23 protein-coding genes, 2 tRNA genes, 3 rRNA genes and 1 pseudogene are annotated in these 22,420 nt (G+C 41.3%); 13 read left to right on the top strand and 16 right to left on the bottom strand.

Going from position 1 to position 22,420, the window contains the following annotated elements:
* Positions 1–17: 17 nt before the first annotated feature.
* The 12 genes from A2536_01535 to A2536_01480 form a co-directional block, all read right to left on the bottom strand.
* Positions 18–476: a hypothetical protein gene (locus A2536_01535; protein OGF47610.1), complete on the bottom strand. Its 459-nt coding sequence runs from the start codon at positions 474–476 to the stop codon at positions 18–20.
* A 209-nt stretch (positions 477–685) separates the two neighbouring features.
* Positions 686–802: ribosomal RNA gene (gene rrf, locus A2536_01530) — 5S ribosomal RNA — on the bottom strand.
* A 137-nt stretch (positions 803–939) separates the two neighbouring features.
* A 23S ribosomal RNA gene (locus A2536_01525) occupies positions 940–3,952 on the bottom strand.
* 238 nt (positions 3,953–4,190) lie between these two features.
* A tRNA-Ala gene (locus tag A2536_01520) sits at positions 4,191–4,267 on the bottom strand.
* A 92-nt stretch (positions 4,268–4,359) separates the two neighbouring features.
* Positions 4,360–4,436, bottom strand: a tRNA-Ile gene (locus tag A2536_01515).
* Positions 4,437–4,530: 94 nt separating this feature from the next.
* A 16S ribosomal RNA gene (locus tag A2536_01510) occupies positions 4,531–6,066 on the bottom strand.
* Together the 16S, 23S and 5S rRNA genes with 2 tRNA genes alongside form the textbook arrangement of a ribosomal RNA operon.
* 590 nt (positions 6,067–6,656) lie before the next feature.
* Positions 6,657–6,851: a hypothetical protein gene (locus A2536_01505; GenBank protein ID OGF47609.1), complete on the bottom strand. Its 195-nt coding sequence runs from the start codon at positions 6,849–6,851 to the stop codon at positions 6,657–6,659.
* Positions 6,841–7,311, bottom strand: a complete 471-nt coding sequence (locus A2536_01500) for a hypothetical protein (protein ID OGF47608.1) — start codon at positions 7,309–7,311, stop codon at positions 6,841–6,843. Before A2536_01500 ends, A2536_01505 begins: the two co-directional genes overlap by 11 nt.
* Positions 7,308–7,556, bottom strand: coding sequence for a hypothetical protein (locus A2536_01495; protein OGF47607.1), 249 nt, complete (start codon positions 7,554–7,556; stop codon positions 7,308–7,310). The genes A2536_01500 and A2536_01495 overlap by 4 nt, the downstream gene beginning before the upstream one ends.
* 117 nt (positions 7,557–7,673) lie before the next feature.
* Positions 7,674–7,946 carry a hypothetical protein gene (locus A2536_01490; protein OGF47606.1) on the bottom strand — a complete coding sequence of 91 codons (273 nt, stop codon included), beginning with the start codon at positions 7,944–7,946 and terminating at the stop codon, positions 7,674–7,676.
* Complete coding sequence (locus A2536_01485) at positions 7,946–8,125, bottom strand: hypothetical protein (protein OGF47605.1); 180 nt, start codon at positions 8,123–8,125, stop codon at positions 7,946–7,948. Before A2536_01485 ends, A2536_01490 begins: the two co-directional genes overlap by 1 nt.
* Complete coding sequence (locus A2536_01480; GenBank protein ID OGF47604.1) at positions 8,112–8,723, bottom strand: hypothetical protein; 612 nt, start codon at positions 8,721–8,723, stop codon at positions 8,112–8,114. Before A2536_01480 ends, A2536_01485 begins: the two co-directional genes overlap by 14 nt.
* A gap of 138 nt (positions 8,724–8,861) precedes the next feature.
* Here A2536_01480 and A2536_01475 point away from each other — a divergent pair, with 138 nt between their 5' ends.
* The 9 genes from A2536_01475 (at position 8,862) to A2536_01435 (ending at position 15,017) form a co-directional block, all read left to right on the top strand.
* Entirely contained in the window at positions 8,862–9,065 is a 204-nt protein-coding gene (locus tag A2536_01475; protein ID OGF47603.1) for a hypothetical protein, read from the top strand.
* On the top strand, positions 9,062–9,379 hold the full coding sequence (locus tag A2536_01470) for a hypothetical protein (GenBank protein OGF47602.1): 318 nt from the start codon (positions 9,062–9,064) through the stop codon (positions 9,377–9,379). Before A2536_01475 ends, A2536_01470 begins: the two co-directional genes overlap by 4 nt.
* Positions 9,380–10,171: an ATP synthase F0 subunit A gene (locus A2536_01465; GenBank protein OGF47601.1), complete on the top strand. Its 792-nt coding sequence runs from the start codon at positions 9,380–9,382 to the stop codon at positions 10,169–10,171.
* Between the two features lie 105 nt (positions 10,172–10,276).
* Complete coding sequence (locus tag A2536_01460) at positions 10,277–10,648, top strand: ATP synthase F0 subunit C (protein ID OGF47600.1); 372 nt, start codon at positions 10,277–10,279, stop codon at positions 10,646–10,648.
* 113 nt (positions 10,649–10,761) lie between these two features.
* On the top strand, positions 10,762–11,253 hold the full coding sequence (locus A2536_01455; protein OGF47599.1) for an ATP synthase F0 subunit B: 492 nt from the start codon (positions 10,762–10,764) through the stop codon (positions 11,251–11,253).
* Positions 11,253–11,783, top strand: coding sequence for an ATP synthase F1 subunit delta (locus tag A2536_01450; protein ID OGF47598.1), 531 nt, complete (start codon positions 11,253–11,255; stop codon positions 11,781–11,783). The genes A2536_01455 and A2536_01450 overlap by 1 nt, the downstream gene beginning before the upstream one ends.
* Positions 11,784–11,905: 122 nt before the next feature.
* Positions 11,906–13,441 (top strand): F0F1 ATP synthase subunit alpha, encoded by a 1,536-nt coding sequence (locus tag A2536_01445; GenBank protein ID OGF47597.1) that lies wholly within the window; start codon positions 11,906–11,908, stop codon positions 13,439–13,441.
* Positions 13,442–13,969 carry a hypothetical protein gene (locus A2536_01440; GenBank protein OGF47596.1) on the top strand — a complete coding sequence of 176 codons (528 nt, stop codon included), beginning with the start codon at positions 13,442–13,444 and terminating at the stop codon, positions 13,967–13,969.
* Positions 13,947–15,017, top strand: a complete 1,071-nt coding sequence (locus tag A2536_01435) for a hypothetical protein (GenBank protein OGF47595.1) — start codon at positions 13,947–13,949, stop codon at positions 15,015–15,017. The genes A2536_01440 and A2536_01435 overlap by 23 nt, the downstream gene beginning before the upstream one ends.
* Positions 15,018–15,159: 142 nt before the next feature.
* Here A2536_01435 and A2536_01430 read toward each other — a convergent pair whose 3' ends face one another.
* Both A2536_01430 and A2536_01425 read right to left on the bottom strand, forming a co-directional pair.
* Positions 15,160–15,540 (bottom strand): CoA-binding protein, encoded by a 381-nt coding sequence (locus tag A2536_01430; protein ID OGF47594.1) that lies wholly within the window; start codon positions 15,538–15,540, stop codon positions 15,160–15,162.
* A 161-nt stretch (positions 15,541–15,701) separates the two neighbouring features.
* Positions 15,702–16,388: a hypothetical protein gene (locus A2536_01425; GenBank protein ID OGF47635.1), complete on the bottom strand. Its 687-nt coding sequence runs from the start codon at positions 16,386–16,388 to the stop codon at positions 15,702–15,704.
* Between the two features lie 437 nt (positions 16,389–16,825).
* On the opposite strand from A2536_01425, the gene A2536_01420 reads away from it, so the two are divergent.
* The 4 genes from A2536_01420 (at position 16,826) to A2536_01405 (ending at position 21,105) form a co-directional block, all read left to right on the top strand.
* Entirely contained in the window at positions 16,826–17,722 is an 897-nt protein-coding gene (locus tag A2536_01420) for a hypothetical protein (GenBank protein OGF47593.1), read from the top strand.
* Positions 17,719–19,284 carry a hypothetical protein gene (locus A2536_01415; GenBank protein OGF47592.1) on the top strand — a complete coding sequence of 522 codons (1,566 nt, stop codon included), beginning with the start codon at positions 17,719–17,721 and terminating at the stop codon, positions 19,282–19,284. The genes A2536_01420 and A2536_01415 overlap by 4 nt, the downstream gene beginning before the upstream one ends.
* A 27-nt stretch (positions 19,285–19,311) precedes the next feature.
* Positions 19,312–20,220 carry a hypothetical protein gene (locus A2536_01410; GenBank protein OGF47591.1) on the top strand — a complete coding sequence of 303 codons (909 nt, stop codon included), beginning with the start codon at positions 19,312–19,314 and terminating at the stop codon, positions 20,218–20,220.
* Between the two features lie 297 nt (positions 20,221–20,517).
* Positions 20,518–21,105, top strand: a complete 588-nt coding sequence (locus A2536_01405; GenBank protein OGF47590.1) for a hypothetical protein — start codon at positions 20,518–20,520, stop codon at positions 21,103–21,105.
* 208 nt (positions 21,106–21,313) lie between these two features.
* Here A2536_01405 and A2536_01400 read toward each other — a convergent pair whose 3' ends face one another.
* Both A2536_01400 and A2536_01395 read right to left on the bottom strand, forming a co-directional pair.
* Complete coding sequence (locus A2536_01400) at positions 21,314–22,153, bottom strand: antirepressor (protein ID OGF47589.1); 840 nt, start codon at positions 22,151–22,153, stop codon at positions 21,314–21,316.
* Positions 22,154–22,216: 63 nt separating this feature from the next.
* Positions 22,217–22,420 (bottom strand): annotated as a pseudogene (locus A2536_01395) (hypothetical protein).

The following is a 22,420-nucleotide window of genomic DNA, read 5'->3' as shown; positions in this document are numbered from 1 at the left end:
AACATTATTCAACTAGGTTAGAAGTAACTCACTACTGAAAGCGTTGCTTTTCTGTCATCTATCTCCACATGCAACTGATACCCGCTTTTCTTATTTATTTCCTGCGCGGAAGTATACACGTCGCAAAGATCGTAGATTTTAACACCGATGGCAAGAAGTATAACGGCGTAAGAGGCGTCACGGTGTTGTTTTTGTCCTTCGTTCCCATAGAGATTATAAGCCGCTAAAGCCAAGGCTCCTTCTATTCCTGTATAAATTAGAAATTTCGACGACTGTTCGTTATAAAGGTGTCCGACCGGAAGCAATAAGGCAGTGTCAAGAAACACACCAAAGAAAGGATCTTTGTACGGAACGATAGGCGCTATTTTAAGCGGCTCCGTAAGAGACAAAGCGGCAGGCAGATTTGAAGTAACTCCTTTTTCCTCGCCGTACAAACAAACAACTACCAATAGCAAAAGCACTATCATTTTTCTCATATTTCCCCCTTGAGATTTTGATTGTTAAGATAATACCATGTTTGAAATGTATTTTCTACAAAAAAAGAGCCCTGCTAAGCGGGACCTTAATCGGGCACCGATAAAACAAGATTTGGGACAGCCACCGATTTAAAGTACCAAATCGGAGTCAGTCCCGAAAAATAGAAAGCCCTGCCAAGCAATTGCCTGACAGGGCTTTTATGATAGCAAGTTAGCGACGTCCTACTCTCCCACACGGTTGCCCGTGCAATACCATTGGCCCTAGAGGTCTTAACTGCCGTGTTCGAAATGGGAACGGGTGTTTCCCCTCTGGTAAAATCGCTAACATAATTTATATGTATAAGAGCATGAGATCTTGTACGATTCGAATCAAAGTAAAGTCAGTTGAAAATTTTAAAGCTGTAAAACATTCGTTGTTGATTGGTGCGCGACTGACATACATTAACTCGAAAAGAGTTAATTAATATGGTCAAGCCGAACGGCAGATTAGTACCGGTTAGCTGAAACACTCGCGTGCCTTACACTCCCGGCCTATCAAACTCATAGTCTATAAGTTGCCTTCAGGGATATCTAATCTTGGGGCGAGTTTCACACTTATATGCTTTCAGCGTTTATCTCGTCCGAACATAGCTACTCGGCATTACCATTGGCATGATAACCGATACACCAGAGGTTCGTCCATTCCGGTCCTCTCGTACTAGGAATAGCTCCCCGCAAATATCCTGCGCCCACAGCAGATAGAGACCAAACTGTCTCACGACGTTTTGAACCCAGCTCACGTACCGCTTTAATTGGCGAACAGCCAAACCCTTGGGAGCTACTTCACCCCCAGGATGCGATGAGCCGACATCGAGGTGCCAAACCGCATCGTCGATATGAACTCTTGGATGCGATCAGCCTGTTATCCCCAGAGTAGCTTTTGTCCGTTGAGCGATGACCCTTCCACTCGGTATCACCGGATCACTAAGACCTACTTTCGTATCTGCTTGACCCGTCGGTCTTGCAGTTAAGCTCCCTTATGCCTTTACACTCAACACGCGATTTCCAACCGCGCTGAGGGAACCTTTGTACACCTCCGTTACTCTTTAGGAGGAAACCGCCCCAGTTAAACTGCCCACCAGGCATTGTCTCCAAACCGGATTACGGTTCAGATTAGGATCTCAAAACAACGAGGGTAGTATTCCACTGTTCGGCTCCACATCACCTAGCGGCAATGCTTCAACGCCTCCTACCTATTCTCTACAAATCGATTCAAAATCCAGTACCAAGTTACAGTAAAGCTTCATGGGGTCTTTTCGTCTAGCTGCAGGTATCCTGCATCTTCACAGGAACTACAATTTCGCCGAGTCTTCTGTTGAGACAGTGCCTGGATTGTTGTGCCATTCATGCAGGTCGGAATTTACCCGACGAGGGATTTCGCTACCTTAGGACCGTTATAGTTACGGCCGCCGTTTACCGGGGCTTAGATTCAAAGCTTCGTCTTGCGACTAACCTCTCCTCATGACCTTCCGGCACTGGGCAGGCATCAGACCCTATACATCCTCTTACGAGTTAGCAGAGTCCTGTGTTTTTGTTAAACAGTCATCCAAGCCTATTCACTGCGGCAACTTCACGCATAGCTGAGTTAACAACTACACGCTAATGTTGCACCCCTTCTCCCGAAGTTACGGGGTGATTAGGCCGAGTTCCTTAACAGAAGTTCTCTCGAACGCCTTGGTATCTTCTACCCATCTACCTGAGTCGGTTTACGGTACGGATACGATAAAGTCTGACTAGAGGTTATTTCTCGTCAGTGTGGAATCAATCAATTCATATACAAGTCTCCCCGTATACTACCCATCACTTTTCAGCGTTTAATGAGCCGCCGGATTTACCTGGCAACCCCGCCTAAGAGCTTAGACATACACTACCGGCCGTATGCTGACCTATCCTACTGCGTCGCCCCATCGCTGATAACGACTTTACCATAGTACAGGAATATTAACCTGTTATCCATCATCTACACCTTTCGGTCTCGACTTAGGTTCCCGACTTACCCTGAGAGGATTAACCTAGCTCAAGGAAACCTTAGATTTACGGCGTCAAAGTTTTTCACTTTGATTTACGCTACTTATGCCTGCATCATCACTTCTAATTCGTCCATGTAACCTCTCGGTCACACTTCACACTACAATAGAACGCTCCTTTACCACTCTTCCCTTGCGGGACAAGTCCATAGCTTCGGTACTATACTTTAGCCCCGGACATTTTCGGCGCAAAATCACTCGACCAGTGAGCTGTTACGCACTCTTTAAATGATGGCTGCTTCTAAGCCAACATCCTGGCTGTTTAAGTAATTTCACATCCTTTGCCACTTAGTATAAATTTAGGGACCTTAGCTGATGGTCTGGGCTGTTTCCCTCTCGAATATGGACCTTAGCGCTCATATTCTGACTCCCGAAATCTACACAATGGTATTCGGAGTTTGAATGGTTTCTGCAGGTTTATTCAACCCCATAGACCAATCAGAGCTCTACCCCCACTGTTATAATTTCGAGGCTAGCCTTAAAGCTATTTCAAGGAGAACCAGCTATCACCAAGTTCGATTAGCTTTTCACTCCTACCCTCACCTCATCGGAGATTTTTGCAACAATCACCCGTTCGGACCTCCATAAGCTGTTACGCTTACTTCATCCTGGACAAGGGTAGATCACTTGGCTTCGGGTCTAATCGATGTAACTATCGCGCTATTAACACTCGCTTTCGCTACGGCTCCACAGCTCAAGGCTGCTTAACCTTGCTACACCGACTAACTCGCAGGCTCATTAACCAATAGGCACGCCATCACCACGCCTTGCGGCGGGCTCTGACTGCTTGTAGGCATACGGTTTCAGGTTCTTTTGACTCCCTTCTTAAGGGTTCTTTTCACCTTTCCCTCGCGGTACTTGTTCACTATCGGTCGCTAGAGAGTATTTAGTCTTAGCCAGTGGTCTGGCCGGATTCCTGCAGAATTTCACGTGTCCCGCAGTACTTGGGAACATGTCTCCGAGACCGTAAATCTTTCGTCTACCGGACTATCACCGTCTATGGTTATCCGTTCCAGGATATTCGACTAGATTACGATTTTTAACTCGGACGCTGCTTTGCACAGCAGCATGACCGTCCCGCGACACCTCTTGCAAAACGCGTGCAGGCTATAATTGCAAAAGGTTTAGACTCCTTCCCGTTCGCTCGCCACTACTAGGGAAATGATCCCCGTAAGGGGATTCTCTTTTCCTCGGGTTACTGAGATGTTTCACTTCACCCGGTTGTCTCCGTAGGACTATTTTATTTATCCCACGGCTTAACGTTAACACGTTAAAAGTTTCCTCATTCGGATATCTTCGGATCAAAGCACGCAGACAGCTCCCCGAAGCTTTTCGCAGTCTACCACGTCCTTCATAGGCTTCTAGCGCCAAGGCATTCACCGTACGCCCTTAGTAGCTTGACCATATTACTTAAATCTTTTCTACGTTTGTTTCAATACAAAAAATATTAACTGTTCTGGGTATATCAACTTTACTTTTTTTCTGTCGTACAAAATCTCAAAGAACACTTGAAACATTGCGCCATTACGTTATCGATTGCAAAGCCCTATTCCCGAGATTCGAAAATCGAGAGTAGACCGAATCGATTTTTATCTATTTTCAAATCTCGAATATCAATTCTCTACCAATTTTAATCTAAGATTAAAATTGGTGGAGGTGAGGGGGATCGAACCCCTGAACCCCCTGCTTGCAAAGCAGGTGCTCTCCCAGCTGAGCTACACCCCCATTTTTTGAAAATCGAGAATCGAGATTTGAAAGCCGATCAGATCTATTCCTTAATCTATTCTCGATTTTCTATTTTCCATTCTCTGATTTAATGGTGGGCCTATCCTGAATTGCACAGGAGACCTCACCCTTATCAGGGGTGCGCTCTAACTAACTGAGCTATAGGCCCCAAACCGAGCCCTCGCTAACGCAATCGCGTAATGCTTCAAATATTATTATAGAGATAGATGGTTACGTTTGTTCGCTTTGTGTTGATCAAATTCTCCTTAGAAAGGAGGTGATCCAGCCGCACCTTCCGATACGGCTACCTTGTTACGACTTCACCCCAATCATTGATCACACTTTAGCCACCTTAACGGTTTCTTCAAGTATAATCAACTCTCGTGGTGTGACGGGCGGTGTGTACAAGGCCCGGGAACGTATTCACCGTAGCGTAGCTGATCTACGATTACTAGCGATTCCAGCTTCATGAGGGCGAATTGCAGCCCTCAATCCGAACTGAGGCGCACTTTTTGGGATTAGCTCCATCTTACGATTTGGCAACCCTTTGTATGCGCCATTGTAGCACGTGTGTAGCCCTGGACATAAGGGCTATGATGACTTGACGTCGTCCCCACCTTCCTCCACGTTGTCCGTGGCAGTTTCTTTAGAGTGGCCCCCTTGCGGGTGGCAACTAAAGATAGGGGTTGCGCTCGTTGCGGGACTTAACCCAACATCTCACGACACGAGCTGACGACAGCCATGCAGCACCTGTAATGGCTTTCGTATTGCTACGAATCATTGCCCTTTCGGGTTCTTACTACCAATATGTCAAGCCCAGGTAAGGTTCTTCGCGTAGCGTCGAATTAAACCACATGCTCCACCGCTTGTGCGGGCCCCCGTCAATTCCTTTGAGTTTCAACCTTGCGGCCGTACTCCCCAGGTGGTACACTTAATGCGTTAGCTTCGGCACATCCCGTTAACCGGGACACACCTAGTGTACATCGTTTACGGCTAGGACTACCAGGGTATCTAATCCTGTTTGCTCCCCTAGCTTTCGCGTCTCAGTGTCAGTTACGGACCAGGAAGTCGCCTTCGCCACCGGTGTTCCTTCTGATATCTACGCATTTTACCGCTACACCAGAAATTCCACTTCCCTCTCCCGTACTCAAGTAAAGCAGTTTTGAATGCAGTTCATTGGTTGAGCCAATGGATTTCACATTCAACTTACTAAACCACCTACACGCGCTTTACACCCAGTCATTCCGAACAACGCTTGCTACCTCTGTATAACCGCGGCTGCTGGCACAGAGTTTGCCGTAGCTTACTTTAGGAGTACTGTCAAATGCATTGCTGCACCCATCTTCCCCCTCTACAGGACTTTACAATCCGAAGACCTTCATCATCCACGCGGCGTCGCTCCGTCAGGCTTTCGCCCATTGCGGAATATTCCCCACTGCTGCCTCCCGTAGGAGTCTGGACCTTATCTCAATTCCAGTGTGGCCGACCGTCCTCTCAGACCGGCTACCCGTCAAAGCCTTGGTGAGCCGTTACCTCACCAACTAGCTGATAGGATTTAGGCCTCTCCAAGAGCGCATATTGCTATGCCATTGGATAAACTCATTGCAGAGCTTATCATCATGTGGTATTAGCTCAGCTTTCGCCGAGTTATTCCCCTCTCCTGGGTAAGTTACCTAAATATTACTCACCCGTTTGCCACTAACTTGTTACAATATTGCTATTACAACAAGTCCGTTCGACTTGCATGTGTTAGGCACGCCGCCAGCGTTAGTTCTGAGCCAGGATCAAACTCTCCAAAATTTGTTAGAATTTTTTTGAGTTATAGCTCTTTATTTAAATCAAATTACAAATATTTACAGCACCTCAAAGTTTACTTAAACGTAACCAAATATCTCTCAAAGATCACAAAAAAAAGAGCACCGTGATAACGGCGCTCATTCAAAAAAACAGAACGACGAATTTTTTAATTCGTCATGGACTGCCTCTCGATTTTCTTGAATGAGGACCGCGCATCGTTATTATGTTAGCCACCTCTTCTTGCAAAGATTTACTGCTCTTAGTGGTAAATCTAATTATACACAAAATATTTCTTTTTGTCAAGTACCTTTCGCAATTATTTTCAAAACCATTACTATTTTTTAATGAATAGTGATTATACACAATAATTTTCATTTTGTCAAGTATTTGCTCAATATTTTTTGATTATTTTCTAGGGCCAGAATACTCCTTATTTTACAAGGCATTTACGACGCAATAAAAAAAATTATTCTAATTTTTTTCAATCCTATTCGCGAAAAAGTTCAATTTCTGCTAAATCTTTCTCAGTCAACACATCTATTTCATACACACTTGAAAAAGAAACACCGCTAAACGCTTATGAAGTGAAACTTCACGCCCTTACGGACGTGGCGTCTTTTTTTACTTGGGCTATGCCCAAGCCAAAGGAGTATCCTCCTTTGGAATCCTCTTGTGAGCGGAACCTATTTATTATACGCGGTTTTTTCATCCACGGGCTTACGCCAGTGGTTTTCAAAACCGCCTGCACAATAACATTAATGCAAAGAGATTTTATCCTAACTTTCAAAATTCATTAGATTTTCTTCCATAAATAATTCATCCGCGAGTATTTCAACATCAAGGCTGCCTAAGCTGTCCAGGTCTTTATCCTCCATATCAATAACATTGGAGACTATAGACGGATCATTCAAATCTGCTTTCTTCATGGAGGAAATATTTTGACTGTTTGAAAAAACAGAAAGAAGTATAAGAAGGCCGACACCGGCTGCAAAAGGCAGATTCCAGAATTTACCGGAGCCGGTACGTTTTTGTTCCAGCTTCTCTTTAATAGAGGGGTATAAAGAACCGGCTAATACCGGACGCTTAATCCTCGAAACTTTCTCAAGAACAGCGGTAATTGCTTTAAGCTCTGTTGCGCAGGTCTGACAATTTTCAAGATGAATAACTATTTCATCTTTCTCTTTTTCCGGAAGTTCACCATAATAGTATTCCATTATTTTATTTTTTATTGTTTTGCATTTTTTCATGGTTTTTCATCTCCAAGCATACTTTTTAATTTTTGCACGGCCCTAAAAAGAAGCACCTTGACAGTTCCTTCTTTTATTTTCATAATGCCGGCAACTTCCCTTATCTTAAAACCCTGATAATTTTTCAATTCGAAAACCTGTTTTTCTTTAGGTGAAAGTTTCTCCATACAAGACTCTATTTTTCCGGAAATCTCTTCCGCAATATATTTTTCCTCAGGTCCATTTTTCTCATCCTCTTTCAGCATTACTTCATATTCTTTATTTCCTTCTTCATGTTTTCCTATTTTAAAGATCGAGAAAACTTTCGTTATCTTTTTCTTTCTTTTAGCATCAAGGCAAATATTGATAAGCAGCCTGTAATACTAGGTATAGAATTTTGATTCCTCCTTAAAACTTTTGACTTTCTCATAAACCCTGATAAAAGATTCCTGTACTGCATCCTTTGCTTCTTCCGCATCCTTCATATACCCAAATGCCACTGAGAAGGCTCTGGATTGATACTTTTCCACCAGCATTCTAAAGGCTTGCTCATTACCGGTTTTTAATCCGGCCACTAAGAAATTGTCTTTTTCGTTCGGGTTAACCATGCTTTGATTATAACCCACGCCTTCAAAGACGTCAAGTGTCGACAGCATCAATTATTTTTATTATTTCCAGGTTTTTCGAATCCGTAGTTATCGCGGTTTCTTTTCCCTTCTTTATTTTTATCTTTTTCATCAATATTCTTTTCATTTTGATTTTGACGTTTATGGTTTTTAATTTTTTCCCTTTCCTCCATTAACTCTCTGAATATTTCCGGATTATTTTCCCTCATTTTTTTTAAGCTTACTTTTCAAGTTATCTTTTAGTTCCTGATATTTTTCAGGGTTATTTATTTTTATATTTTTAAGACGTTCCCGTATCCTTTTTTGAAATTTTTTAAATTCTCCGGGGTTCTTTTCCCTCATGCTTTTAAGCCGTTCAAGCATCCGCTCCCTCATCTCCTTAAACTTCCCGGGATTATTCTTTTTCATTTCCTGCAAGCGTGCACGCCGTTTCTCCATTAATTTCTCAAATCTCTCAGGATTGTTTTTCTTGAGATTTTGAAGCCTTTGCCTAAATTCCGTCATTAGTTCTTTGAATTTTTCAGGATTCTTTTCTCTTAATTCTTTGAGCTTTCCCTTATCCCAACCCTTGTGTTTTCCTTCATTTTCACTGTCCTCTAATTGATCACTAATATTCTCTCCATTCTGGAGACCATTATTTTTTTTCTGATTCCCCTTACCATTATCGGTCCCGGTATTTCTGTCGTTTTCCTTGGCATTTTCTTTATTTTTTTCTTCACCTTCCGCCCCAAAAGCAAAACCGGTGAAAATAGCAAGAAAAAGAAGAATTATGCTTGTTTTTACTGCCTTATTCATAGGATATCTCATTTACACCTCCATAATTTACTCGTATGTATGACGTACTAAAAGAGTAAAAAGTTTACACTTTACCCGACATTTATTATATAAGAAAAGAAAGCTCTCCATTATTGAATACTTTACATTTTTCTGATATGATAAGATTTAATGAGTGATTTTGACTGGGGAAAGCTAGGTTTTGCATCCGGACTCGGATTTACCCTTGCTATATCTACTTTTGGAGGGTTAGCAGCCGGATACTTTCTTGATAAATACCTTAACACTTCACCGGTCTTCACTTTGATATTATTTGTTTCAGGCACTGTGGCAGGCTTCTTCTATATCTTTATTGAGGCAAGGAAGATAAAATGACTCTGGCAGGTATTTTATATGCGGCCTGGGGCGGGTTTCTCGGGCTTTTACTTGGTTTTGGCAACGCTTTCTTAAGGCAATATTTTGCTATTAGACTTCTTAAAACCGACAAGAAAAAAGCGGTGGCTTTTGTTTCAATTTTTTCGGTAATACGGCTGGCAGTTATCCTGCTGGTAATCTATATTTTAATAACCTATGTCAGCAAAGTAATGGCTCTCGGTACTCTGGCAGGACTAGTAATACATACAATTGTTATGACTATTAAATATACAAAGACAAGAAACAAATTAAAAGAAATAAAAGATAAAGGTTAAATGGCTGCAGAAGAAGAAGGTATAAAAGAACTTATATTTATTCACATCCCCGGTATTCCGGAGGCCCTGACAATGTCATGGCTCGTTATGGCTGTTATTGTTTTCATAGCATTCATGGGTTCTATCGCTATGAAGCTGGCGCCAAAAGGCTTTCAAAATTTTTTGGAATTTTCCATAGAATGGATAAACACTAAAATTGCGGATTTTATGGGTGAAGCCGGAAAGCCGTTCTTCCCTCTCTTTGCCATGCTCTTTTCTTTTATCTTTATCTCAAATTTGATAGGCCTTGTCCCGGGGCTTAAATCCCCTACAAGCAACTTAAGCATAAATCTTTCCCTGGCTTTAATAATATTTTTAGCTACACATTTTTTTGGAATTATGAAAAAAGGGGTTAAAAATTATTTCCGTCACTTTATAGAACCAAAAGGAGGACCTCTGTTGTTATATTATTTGTTCCTTGTTCCGTTATTTATACTCATACACACGGTAGGGGAACTGATAAGGCCGATTTCACTTACTCTTAGACTTTTTTTTAATATACTTGCAAAAGAGATACTGCTTAGCGTTCTTGCGTTTCTATTTACTGTTTTTATTGTTCTGTATATTCCGCCGGCAAAAATATTCGGCATACCAGTTTCCGGTATCATAAAGGATGGCTTGATTGCATTGCCGGTTATTTTAAGACCGGGTATTATTTTACTCGGAGCTTTCGTAAGTTTTGTTCAGGCACTGGTATTCACGGTGCTCTCGATGATATATATAGGGTCAGCAATAGAAGAACATGAACATTAAAAGAAGTTTACAGTGTACAGTAAGAGCATTTGTTTTTAACTGTAAACGGTAAACTATTAACTGCAATTAAATTTTCGGGCTTTTTTGCCCAAATGGAGGATCAAGATGGGGATATTGGAAGTTTCTATTTTTGCGGCAGGGTTTGCAATGGCAATAGGGTCTCTTATGACGGGACTCGGACAGGGAATTACGGCAGGAAAAGCAGTGGAAGGTATTTCCAGACAGCCGGAAGCGGCAGGAAAAATCCAGGGCGCAATGATACTGGCGCTTGCTTTTATTGAATCTATCGCGATCTACGTGCTGGCAATTGCGATTATCATACTCTTTGCGAACCCCTTCACGGCTCCCGCAATGAGCGTGGAGAAAGCAAAAGCCGAAGTAGAGGTTTTAAAACTCGAACTGGAAAAAAACAAGCTCGAAAAAGAGCTTTCCATGGTTAAAGTAGCAGCTCCCAAAGCAGAAGCAAAAAAGAAATAACTTCACTGGTTTCTGCTGTAAGCAAAGCTTTTCTCGATAGGAAAGAAATATAAATGTCAACTATCGTTGACATAGCGAGATAAACTTATTTTTCTTAAACGAGGTGTTGTTTTATGGTTGATTTAAGCGTTGATTTACCTTTAATATTAATAAATATCGCCACTTTCCTTGCGGGAATGGTGCTTATTTGGTTCGTATTCCTTAAAGGTTTTTCAAAAAAGATGCAGGACCGGACAGATTTGATAAAAAACACTATAGATTCGGCGGAAAAACAAAAAATTGACGTTGAAAAACTTAAGGCAGAGTACGAGAAACAACTGGAGACTATAGAAAAAAAGTTTCAGGAAAAAATCCGCGAGGCAACAAAAGAAGGCAATGAAATCAGAAATGACATTGTTCTAAAAGCACGCGAAGAAGCAAAAGAGCTCCTTGAAAAGACCAAGGAAAAATTGGATATTGAAAAAGAAAAAATGCTTAAAGAAATGCGCATTGAAGTAGCAACACTCGGGATAACTATCGCTGAGAAAGTAATAAAACAAAGTATCAATAAAGAAACACAGGATAAGATAGTTGAGGATATTATAAAAGAAGTAGAAAATACCTGATGCTTGTTAAAACTATAGCAAAAAAATACGCAAAGGCTCTGTATGAAATTTCCAAAGAGCAAAATAAGGTTGAAGAAACAAGGGCCGCTCTTTTTGATATTACATCTTCTATGGACAGAAAAGCATATGAAGCTTTCAGCAATCCCAAAGTTACTCTTGAAAACAAAGTGGCCGGAATAGAAAAAGTATTTGCAGAAAAACTTTCAAAAGAACTGGTTAACTTTCTTTCTTTGCTTATAGAAAAAAAACGTTTTACTTTTTTACCGGAGATAGGTATTGAGTTTAAGAGTATCTACGATGAAAATCACGGTTTTAAGGCAGCTAAAATCAAGAGCGCCTTCTCTCTTTCGGAAGAACAAAAGGCGAAAATAACAAGCGCACTGGAAAAAAGATATAAAAGCAGATTCCTTGTAGAATATTCGGTAGAAGCTTCTTTACTCGGCGGAATGATCATAAGTATAGGCACGGAAATGTACGACGGAAGCTTAAAAAATAAACTTGCTGAAATTGGAACCCTGCTTTTAAAGTAGGGATAAATCCCGTTAGAAAATGTGATAAATGGAAAAGTATTAATGCAAGTATATACCCGTAAAAGCATGCGTCATTTAGAATGCGACGTCTTGTGATTTTCTAACGGGATAAAGGGGTCATTATGGCTAAAGAAGTAAAGACAAGTCCTGAAGAGATAACTTCTATTTTGAAAGGCCTCATAACTGAATTTGAAAGCAAGCTGGACCGGAAAAACACGGGTATTGTTCTCCAGGTTGGCGACGGCATTTGCCGGGTTTACGGTCTCGATGAGGTAAGGTATTTTGAGCTGGTAGAGTTCAAAGAAGGGGTTTTTGGTATAGCGCTCAATCTGGAAAGAGATAATATAGGTATCGTTATTCTCGGAAACGATGAAGCAATAAAAGAAGGGGATATTGTAAAGTGCACCGGCAGAGTAGTTGAAGTACCGGTTGGGAAAGAACTTTGCGGCAGGGTTATTGACGCACTCGGAAATCCTCTGGACGGCAAAGGTACTATTCCTAATAAAAAAACAAGACCCATCGAAATGAGAGCACCTTCGGTCGTGGAAAGAGCGCCCGTAAAAAATCCTCTGCAAACCGGAATTAAGGCGATCGATTCCATGATCCCGATAGGCAGAGGCCAGCGCGAACTAATTATCGGGGACAGGCAAACCGGTAAAACCGCCATCGCCATTGATGCGATAATTAATCAAAAAAATACAGATGTCATTTGTATATATGTTGCTATAGGTCAGAAAAAATCCACAGTGGCGCAGGTAGTTGATGTTCTTCAGAAAAACGGGGCACTTGACCATACGATAATTGTTTCCGCTACTGCTTCCGATCCCGCCTCCCTTCAATATATAGCGCCTTACGCAGGATGCTCGATTGGTGAAGAGTTCAGGGATTCAGGAAGGCATGCGCTGATAATCTATGATGATCTTTCAAAACATGCAGTTGCTTACAGAGAGATCTCTTTACTTCTTAGAAGACCTCCAGGCAGAGAAGCATACCCGGGAGATATTTTCTATCTTCACTCCCGCCTGCTGGAAAGGGCGGCCAAGATGAATGATGAAAAAGGCGGCGGGACTTTAACAGCACTTCCTATAATAGAAACACAAGCAGGGGATATTTCAGCGTATATTCCGACAAATGTTATTTCTATAACCGACGGGCAGATATATCTCGAAGGTAATTTATTCTACTCCGGTATCCGCCCTGCCATAAATGCCGGACTTTCAGTTTCCAGGGTCGGCGGTGCCGCGCAAAACAAAGCTATGAGAAAAGCAGCAGGGGGACTCCGGAATACACTTAGTCAGTACTGGGAACTTGTTAATTTCGCGCAGTTTGGCGCAGAACTGGACAAAGTAACTCAATCCCAGCTTGACCGCGGACAACGTCTGGTGGAAATACTTAAGCAGGAGCAGTATAAACCGGTTTCCGTTGAAAAACAAGTCATTATACTTTTTGCCGTGACAAAAGGCCATATTGATGATGTGCCCGTGGAAAAAGTAAAGGATTTTGAAGCCGGGCTGTTTAAATTTATGGAGGAGAACCACAATAAAATAATTACAAGAATTAAAGACTTTTTGGACCTTGAGCCGGACATTATCGAGGCGCTTGGAAAAGCTATAGCAAATTACAAACAAGAGTTTTTAAATAACTCTCCGGAGGATTAAATGCCTAATATTGGAAAAAATATTTTTGAACGGTTAAGAAAGATATTCGGGGTTGATAAAAGTGAAATAGCAGCCATTTTGGAAAAAGTACCTATTTTTTCCGACCTTAATTTAGTGGAGCTGAATAAAATAGAGATTATTACCCACGAACGGGAATATATGGACGGCGAACAGGTTTTCCATGAGAACGAACCCGGAGCCGGAATGTATATTATACGGGCAGGGAGCATCAAACTTTTTAAAAAAACTGAAACAGGAGAAATAGAACTTCCTTCGATGAAGCAGGGAGACTTTTTCGGCGAAATATCCCTTTTAGACGAATCTAACAGGTCAGCAACCGCTGTAGCGGTCGGAAAAACCAGAATACTCGGATTTTACAGACCTGATTTTTTAGAGCTTTTAAAAAGAGATCCCAGACTGGGCTTAAAAGTGCTTCTCCAGCTCTCCCAGATAATAGCAAAACGTTTAAGAGCGGCAACGGAAGCAACTATAAAAGGAGCGGGAAATGGAAGCGAGACAGAATCTTAAAGTCTTAAACTGGGCAAAACTTCTCGGGATTTATTTTGTAATCCTGGTTGCCCTTGTAATATTTTACATGGCTCAAGATCTGCTCACACCTTTTTTGGTGGCTTTTATTCTTGTATACGCATTAAATCCGCTTGCAGACAAAATTGAAAGCTGGGGTATAAAAAGACCCTGGGCAGTGGCAATGATCTTTATCGGATTTGTAGTTGTCTCCGGATTAGTTGTCAGCTTGGGTTTTGAGAGCATCAAGGCTGAAATAACGCTCTTAAAAACACAAGTCCCTGCATATATAGAAAGGATAAAACTAAGTCTGATAGATAATGCGGCAATGATTGAAGCAAAAATCCCCAACATGAAAAAAGGCATACTTCAGAATATGATCACGCAAAAGATCGGAGATCTTCCGACTATTATCGGTGAAAAGATGCCTTATATCCTGCGCACATTACTGGGACTGGTAACCAGCACTTTAATAGTCCTTTTTCTGACTTTTTTTATATTAAAAGACGGAAGGGAATTCAGAAAAAACATTATCCGTATTGTTCCGAATAAATATTTTGAAACCGTCTTATGCCTTCTTTTCGAAATCAACAAATCAGTCGGCAATTACGTCAGAGGCCAGCTTATTGATTGTACAATTGTAGCCGTACTATCGGTGATAGGGCTCTCTCTTATCGGACTAAAATATGCCATCATAATAGGAATAATTTGCGGAATAACAAATATTATTCCCTATCTCGGTCCTATAATGGGAATGATACCCGCTATATTCATCGCGCTTGTTGAACACAAATCCGGAGCAATGGCCGGTTCCGTCGTTGCCGTAATGATGGGAGTCCAATTAATAGATAATGTTGCCGTCTCGCCTATCGCCGTCGGTCAGTCCGTTGACCTCCATCCTATAATAGTAATATTGTCAGTAACAATCGGCGGAGCACTTATGGGCCTGTGGGGAATGCTTCTAGCCGTACCGATATACTGCGCCCTTAAGGTCACCTTCCAGATATTGTATAAAGGGATAATTGAGTATGGAAGCTGGGAGAAGGCGTAATAAAGATCGTCCGTAAAAGTCTGTAAATGTCCATAACGTCTATAAAAGTAAATGGGAAGAAGTTACTCACGTTACACGGGTAACGTTGCTAACGTAATGGAAAGCCAAGAGTCTTTAAAATGAAAGATTTTAGATGCTTTTTTTAATGCATCATTACGCAGGTGTCGTGTATTACTTTTATGCCGTTTTTTTCGCAAAATTCTACAGCGGCACTGCTTTCTGCTCCGGGCTGCATCCACACGCGGGTAAGTCCGAGTTTCAGACATTCCTTCACCACTTCTTCGGTAATTTTTGGAGGTACAACCAGATCAACAACATCCGGTTTTTCAGGAAGAGAGGCAAGAGATTTATAACATTTCACCCCATGAAGTTCTTCCAGTCTGGGGTTTACCGGATAGACTTTATAACCTCTATCTATCAGGTTTTTAGTAATAGTATAGCCGTACTTTTCCGGATTTGAAGAAGCTCCGACGACGGCGAATACTTTCTGTTGCATAAATTCTGTGATAAGACTCTCGTCCATGAATGCCTTCCTTTTAAAATAAAATGACAATTCAATGACTAATTACTAGTGACTAATGACTATTTAATGAACGCGCAAAAAGCCCCGCGAATATATTTCTTTTTTTCAAATATGGCGGGGCTTTTCCCCGCTCACCTTAAATTGTCATTCGTCATTTGTCATTAGTACTTTTCTTTAACTACCTTATTACGAAGTACTCCTATCTTTTCTATCTCGGCTTCCATAACGTCTCCGGGAAATACGGGAGAGATACCATCAGGAGTGCCGGTGGAAATCACATCACCAGGCAAAAGAGTTAAATACTTTGTAATATATTCAATCATCTCAGGGATTTTAAAAATAAAGTTTTTAGTCGAATCGCTTTGTCTTATCTTTCCGTTTACGCGAAGTTCTACATTCAGATTGTGCGGGTTTTTTATTTCATCTTTAGTAACAACAAGAGGACCTATCGGGCAGAAAGTATCGATGCACTTTGACCTGAACCAGGGCTGCGTTTTTTTAAAATCTATCTCCTGGATATTTCTTGCAGAAACATCATTAATAATAGTATAGCCAAATACATATTTCATTGCGTCTTTAGCTTTTACTTTTGAAGCTTTCTTTCCGATTATTACAGCAAGTTCAACCTCGTGATCAACCCTCGCCTCATTTTTAAATTCTTTCACCATAAAAGAAGGATAGACGACCGGTGAATCGTGTCCGATTATTGAAGAAGCTGCTTTCTCAAAAATTATCGGCTCAACCGGGACAGGCGCATTCTGTTCCTTTGCATGTTTTGCAAAATTACGCCCGAGCGCAATAATCTTGCCCGGAAGTATCGGAGGCAAGAGTTTAACCTTCCCCGTCATTAAAAATCTGTTTAAAATCTTTGCTTTCTCCGCATATTGCAGTATCTCTTTCATTACCTTGGGAGTAAATAACTCATTTTCCAGGAGCCACTTTAGATCATAACCCCGGGGAAGAAACTTTCCTTTTTGGAAGTAGTACAAGCGAAGTAATCCTGACAGGCAATAATTCTTTCCTTTATAGACAAATCCAAGTGGAGCTTTTTTTTCATGCCGGTACGCAAATATTTTCATAGCCATATTATACTGGCGTTTACAGTCCAAATCAAGAAGTTAAAAGATGCTCAGAGGCGCGGAGGCACGGAAGCGCGGCAAAAACAGGAATTGAATATATTTTCCGAGCGTCTGCGCATCTGAACATCCGCGCATCTAAAAAAGCAGTCAACTGCTTTTTTACTGATTCTCATTGATTTTTAATACAAAAATGGTATATTTAGTGTATGCCTATTAATGATGCCTCATTTAAAGAACTGCTTCAATATATGGAAGACGGGGTTTACTTCGTTGACCCTGATCGCCTGATTACTTTCTGGAATAAGGGCGCCGAAAAAATAACAGGGTTCACCTCTGACGAAGTCGTCGGAAAACATTGTTCAGACAACATTCTCATACACACCGATAAATCAGGAAATTTACTCTGTCTTGGGGGCTGCCTGCTTTCCTCAGCTATGCAAAATAATTGCCCTCAAAATGCGGAAGTTTACCTGCATCACAAAGAAGGCTACCGGGTTCTCGTAATAGTAAAAGTAGTTCCCATTAAGGACTCTTTAGGGAAACCGATAGGGGCAGTGGAAATTTTCCGTGAACGTTCGAATGATGCAATGCTCCTGCAAGAATTAAAAAGAATGGCTTTTTTTGACGCGCTCACCGAAATCGGAAACAGAAGACATGCAGATACCGACTTAAAAGCCCGGTTTGCTGAACTGAAAAGATACGGCAGTCCTTTTGGCGTTCTCTTTATTGATATAGACAATTTTAAAAATGTTAACGATACATTCGGACATGAAACCGGGGATAAGGTTCTCCGGATGGTGGCTAAAACTATTTCGAAAAATATCCGGGACTTTGACACCGTAAGCCGCTGGGGCGGGGAAGAGTTCCTCGTTATACTGGAAAAAGTAGATAAAGCGGAACTTACCAGTATTGCGGAAAAAATTCATATGCTGGTAAACCGCTCTATGCTCCTCGTTGACAACAGGCCTCTCAGGGTCACAATATCTACCGGAGCTACAATGGCTGAAAAGGGCGACAATTCAAAATCTTTAATAGCGCGGGCGGACAAACTTATGTATAAAAGCAAAGTTGACGGTAAAGACCGCATAACTTCGGATCTATGAAAATATTATTATTTTTCCTTCTGTTTTCATTAAATACCTTTGCTTTCGAAAACGATCTGGCACAAACCAGGCTCGGAGAGGTAAAAGGTTTTTCTAAAAATGGGGTCACTGCGTTTTTAGGTATTCCCTACGCAAAACCTCCGGTAGAAAATCTGCGGTGGAAAGCTCCGGTTCCCATGGAAAAATGGGACAAACCCATGTCTTGTGATAAATTCGGCTACTCCTGCCCGCAGCCGGAAAGTTCTTTTACCATCAACACCGGCTCCAAGCAAGATGAGGATTGCCTTACGCTTAATATCTGGAGCGGAGCTAAATCAAAAGACGATAAACTTCCCGTAATGGTTTTTATTCACGGGGGCGGATTTTATCTCGGGTCCTCAGCTCAACCCGTGTTTAACAGCAGTACCTTTGCCAAACACGGGGTAATTCTTGTAAGTATAAATTACCGCCTCGGGCCTCTCGGCTTTTTGGCGCACCCTGAACTCTCAAACGAAAGCGAGATAAAAACCTCGGGTAATTACGGGTTGCTGGACCAGATTGCCGCACTGAAATGGGTAAAGCAAAATATTTCCGCATTCGGCGGGGATGTTAATAATATAACGCTATTCGGACAATCAGCCGGAGGTGTAAGCGTCTCTTTGCTTATGACCTCCCCCCTCTCAAAAGAAATTTTTAACAAAGCTATTATTCAAAGCGGCTGGGCGCCAAAACGCCTCCGTCCTTTGAAAAGTACGGGAGATGCAGCATTTCCCTCCATGGAAGATATAGGAAACGCCTTTCTAAAGCATCTGAAGGTAAAAAGTATAAGTGAAGCGAGAAAACGCGGATACGGGAATCTCTTGAACGCCTGGAAGGAGACACTATATGATTTTCCGGCCGGAACTACCGGCGCTGAGAGCAGTTCCGTAAATCATATAGCAATTGACGGGTATGCCGTCATCGAAGCGCCTTATAGCGCATTTTCCGGAGGAAGAGCCATGAATATCCCTTTGATGACCGGCATAACAGAAAATGAAGGGTCGCTCTTCTCCGGTTTTACCGGAATCAGAAAATTAAAGGATTATGAAAAATATGTCCGGAAAACCTTTGGAAGTAAAGCAGAAAAGATCTTAAATATCTATCCTGCAGAAAATGACAAAGCTATTCACAAAATACTTTCAGAACTCCTTGGTGACTCACTTTTTGTTGACGGAGCCGTATCTCTGGCAAAGTTCTCAAGAAAACAACAAAATAACACCTGGCTTTATGTCTTCTCAAAGCTAAGCTACCGTTTTGAAACAGACGGACTCGGAAGCTTTCATGGTTCAGAACTCCCCTATCTTTTTAATTCAACAACTATCACCGGAGCAGGTCTTACGGACAAAGACAGTGTGTTTGCAAAAGGTGTAATGGGCTATTGGATTAATTTTGCGAAAACCGGGAATCCCAACGGCGAAGGTCTGCCGGAATGGAAACCTTTTGATATTTCTTCAAACAACTATCTCTCCCTTAAGGAAGGATTTCCGCAGGGCGAAGGCTTAAAACAAAAACAGGCAGAATTTTTCGAATTATTCAGTAAATAGTATTCTATTGATTAAAAGGACAGAAAAATGACCATTAAAAGAATACCGTTATTCCCGGAATTTTCCGAGATTAATTGTGATTTCTATAAAGACATACGAGAAGTTCTTTTAAAAGAACAACCGGAGATATCCGAGCATTCCCTTGGATTTATCTACGGCTATAGAAAATCACTAAAACTTTCCATCTCCAGTTTGAACAATAACCTTATTCTAAAGGGCTGCTACAACGGATATAATTTAATTGTCTCGCCTCTCGGCAAAGAAAAACTGCCGGAAACTATTTCACTTTGTGTAAAATATATAAAAGAGAATCTTAAAACCGGCCGCCTCGGAGCTATTCCAAAAGCTATTGCAATGGAACTGAAAGGCCTCGGGTTTAACCCCCTTCCCGACAGAGATGACTTTGATTATATCTATAATGTAAAAGAACTTATTAATCTCTCGGGAGAAAAGTTTCACGCCAAGAAAAACCTGGTTAACGGTTTTATTAAAAGATATTCTTTCGAGTTTAAGCCTCTGGACAGTATTCTTATTCCGGAGTGCTTACAGCTTCATCAAAAGTGGTGTAATCTCAAAGCCTGTACGGGAAATGCTGACTCAAATGCAGAAGATTTAATGGTTATGGAGCTCCTTAATAATTTTTCCCACTGGAAACTCTTTGGCGGAGTAATACTGATTGACGGAAAAGTCCAGGCTTTTACCATATTGGAAGAACTTAATTCCACCACAGCCGTCGGACACGCAGAAAAAGCAAACACGGAATATAGAGGTATTTATCAAGCCATTAATCAGTTCGCCGCAGAAAAACTTCTCAGTAAGTACGAATTTGTCAACAGAGAACAGGATGTCGGCGAACCGGGACTCCGGAAAGCAAAGCTTTCCTATAATCCGGTAGGGTTTGCGGAGAAATATTATATTGAAGTAACTAAAACGTGACGGGTAGCGAGTTGAGCAAAGCCATAATATTGAGTAAAAGTATAAATATCTAACCATAAATCTTTTTCTCAATCCGCCTAGGTGGATCAAACCATAGCCCTTTGCGAAATCCACCCAGGCGGATAACGGGTTAAAATAGTTGTAGAACATGGAAAGCATTTTACTTTTTTCACATTACTTGCTTTATTTGCTGCTCTTTCTTCCTTTGCTTTACTTGCTGCTCCTCGCGATTGACAAAGCTTCTTTCCTGTGATAGAATCATTCAGAATTAGAGTTTGGTATAGACGGGGAAAACTTATGGCAATGAAAAAAACACGATTCTCTCTAATAAGGGATGCTGCCTGGGAACGGATATCAAAGGGTATCGGCGATAACCTGTTAGATCCTGATTATCTAAAAGAAAAGGTACTCCAGCTTGAAATACAGGATTGGATTATCACCATTGATTCGTACACCTCTTCCGGAGCTCTTCATACAAGGTTTCGCGCCCCCTTTTTTAATAACGAGCGCATCAGCGTTAAAATCTTTCCGAAAAGCAAATCAGTCAATATAATGAAATTCTTCGGTATGCAGGATATTATTGTCGGGCATAAAGAAATAGACGACAAGTATATTATTCAGGGAAATAATAAAAATATAATTGAAGGTTTGTTTTTAAGCAACGCTCTTAGAGAGCTCCTTATGGAGCAGGAAGATATACTTATTCAGGTTAAAGATGACGAAAGCTGGTTTAAGGAAACCATAAAAGAACCTGTGGACGAACTCTATATAGAAGTACCCTATCTTATTAAAAATGCCGGCCAGCTTGAAGCCGTCTACACAATATTCGCAGATATTCTGGTATATCTCTGCGACAACGCATCAGCGTATTTCGACTCCAAGTAACAAGCCCCTGTACCACTCAATGTTTTAGGGTTAGCAAAATAGTCTTTCTGAAGGCAGAAGACTGAAGCCGGAGGACGGACATATGATTAACTACACTTTTTTGAAAAGGCGTCCTTACTTAATGAATAGCATGAACAAGAGGCAATGTTGTACCCTAAGGGTTTAAATTTCGCAGACAACGGCTGCGAAAACACCTCTCAGACAGGCTTCATTTCTTTATCTTCTTCTTTAGTCCGGCAGGAGGTAAAAAGTTCTCCTCCGTAATTATACTTTTTCCGGTTTTTTCTTCCAATTGAAGCCTGGCGTGCTTTGCAATCTTTCCGCCTTTTTTGGCTGCATCGGTATTTTGAACCAGGCCGTCAGCCTGAACAGTCTCTGCGATTTGTCTGGTGGAAAGTTCGGCCAGCGCCGTAAAAATCAGTTCTGCCTCACTCATATGATCCCTGAGATTCTGTGTTTTAAGCTTTTTTATTTCTTTATGTTTTTTCACCGTTACACCGGCCCATTCCTTATGGATAATGTTGGTGAGAAACGCATATTCCTCTTCTCTGATAATCTTATGATCTTTCCAATAATCTGTTAACTTATTGCGCGTCTCCTGTCCCATCATCCGCTGCTGAATCCATTTATCACTTCTTCCCTGCTGTTGCCAGTATAAACGTCCGCGGTCAACAGAGCGGGCGGGATCACCCATATCCTGAAGCCGTTCATAGCCCACCTTTGCAAGCCATTGCTTAAAAGGTTCGGCTTTTGGGGAGGGTATTGATTGTATAATTCTAAACATTGTTTCAGTATCGGCTATGTCGGTTTCTCTCATTTTTCCATCCGCAGCAACCATTTTCAAACCGTTACATTTTGTAACGGTTTCATTTGAACCCTCATCCAATAACCTTTTTTTTAATACACGCCAATAAACGGCCGGATTATTACTTTCAGACAGCACACCAACCACATCCACAACAGAAAAATACCACTTTTCTTTCTGTTTATCCCAATGTCTTCTAATTTTCGTTCCTTCAAATTGAATAAGATTTTTATCACTATTCATAACACCTCCAAGAAATTTGCCTCAATATTTTCAATTATTCCCTTCTTTGCCGCATTAATTACTTTAACTTTTCACGCCTGCCTTGGAAGAAGTAAAATTTATAGGATTTCTTTTATTTCTTTCACCCTCTACAGTAATATAGCAAATATTTAATTGTCTGTCAAGCAACGCGCCAACTAAACAGCGATTCCGCAACAAGCAAATTAAGCCATAACTTTTGCACTGAAAAATCAAGGATTTTATTCTTTTGTGACCCGTGTTAATAAT

This window comes from Candidatus Firestonebacteria bacterium RIFOXYD2_FULL_39_29, from assembly GCA_001778375.1.
Lineage (GTDB): Bacteria > Oederibacteriota > D2-FULL-39-29 > D2-FULL-39-29 > D2-FULL-39-29 > D2-FULL-39-29.
This window is presented reverse-complemented; position numbering and strand designations above follow the sequence as displayed.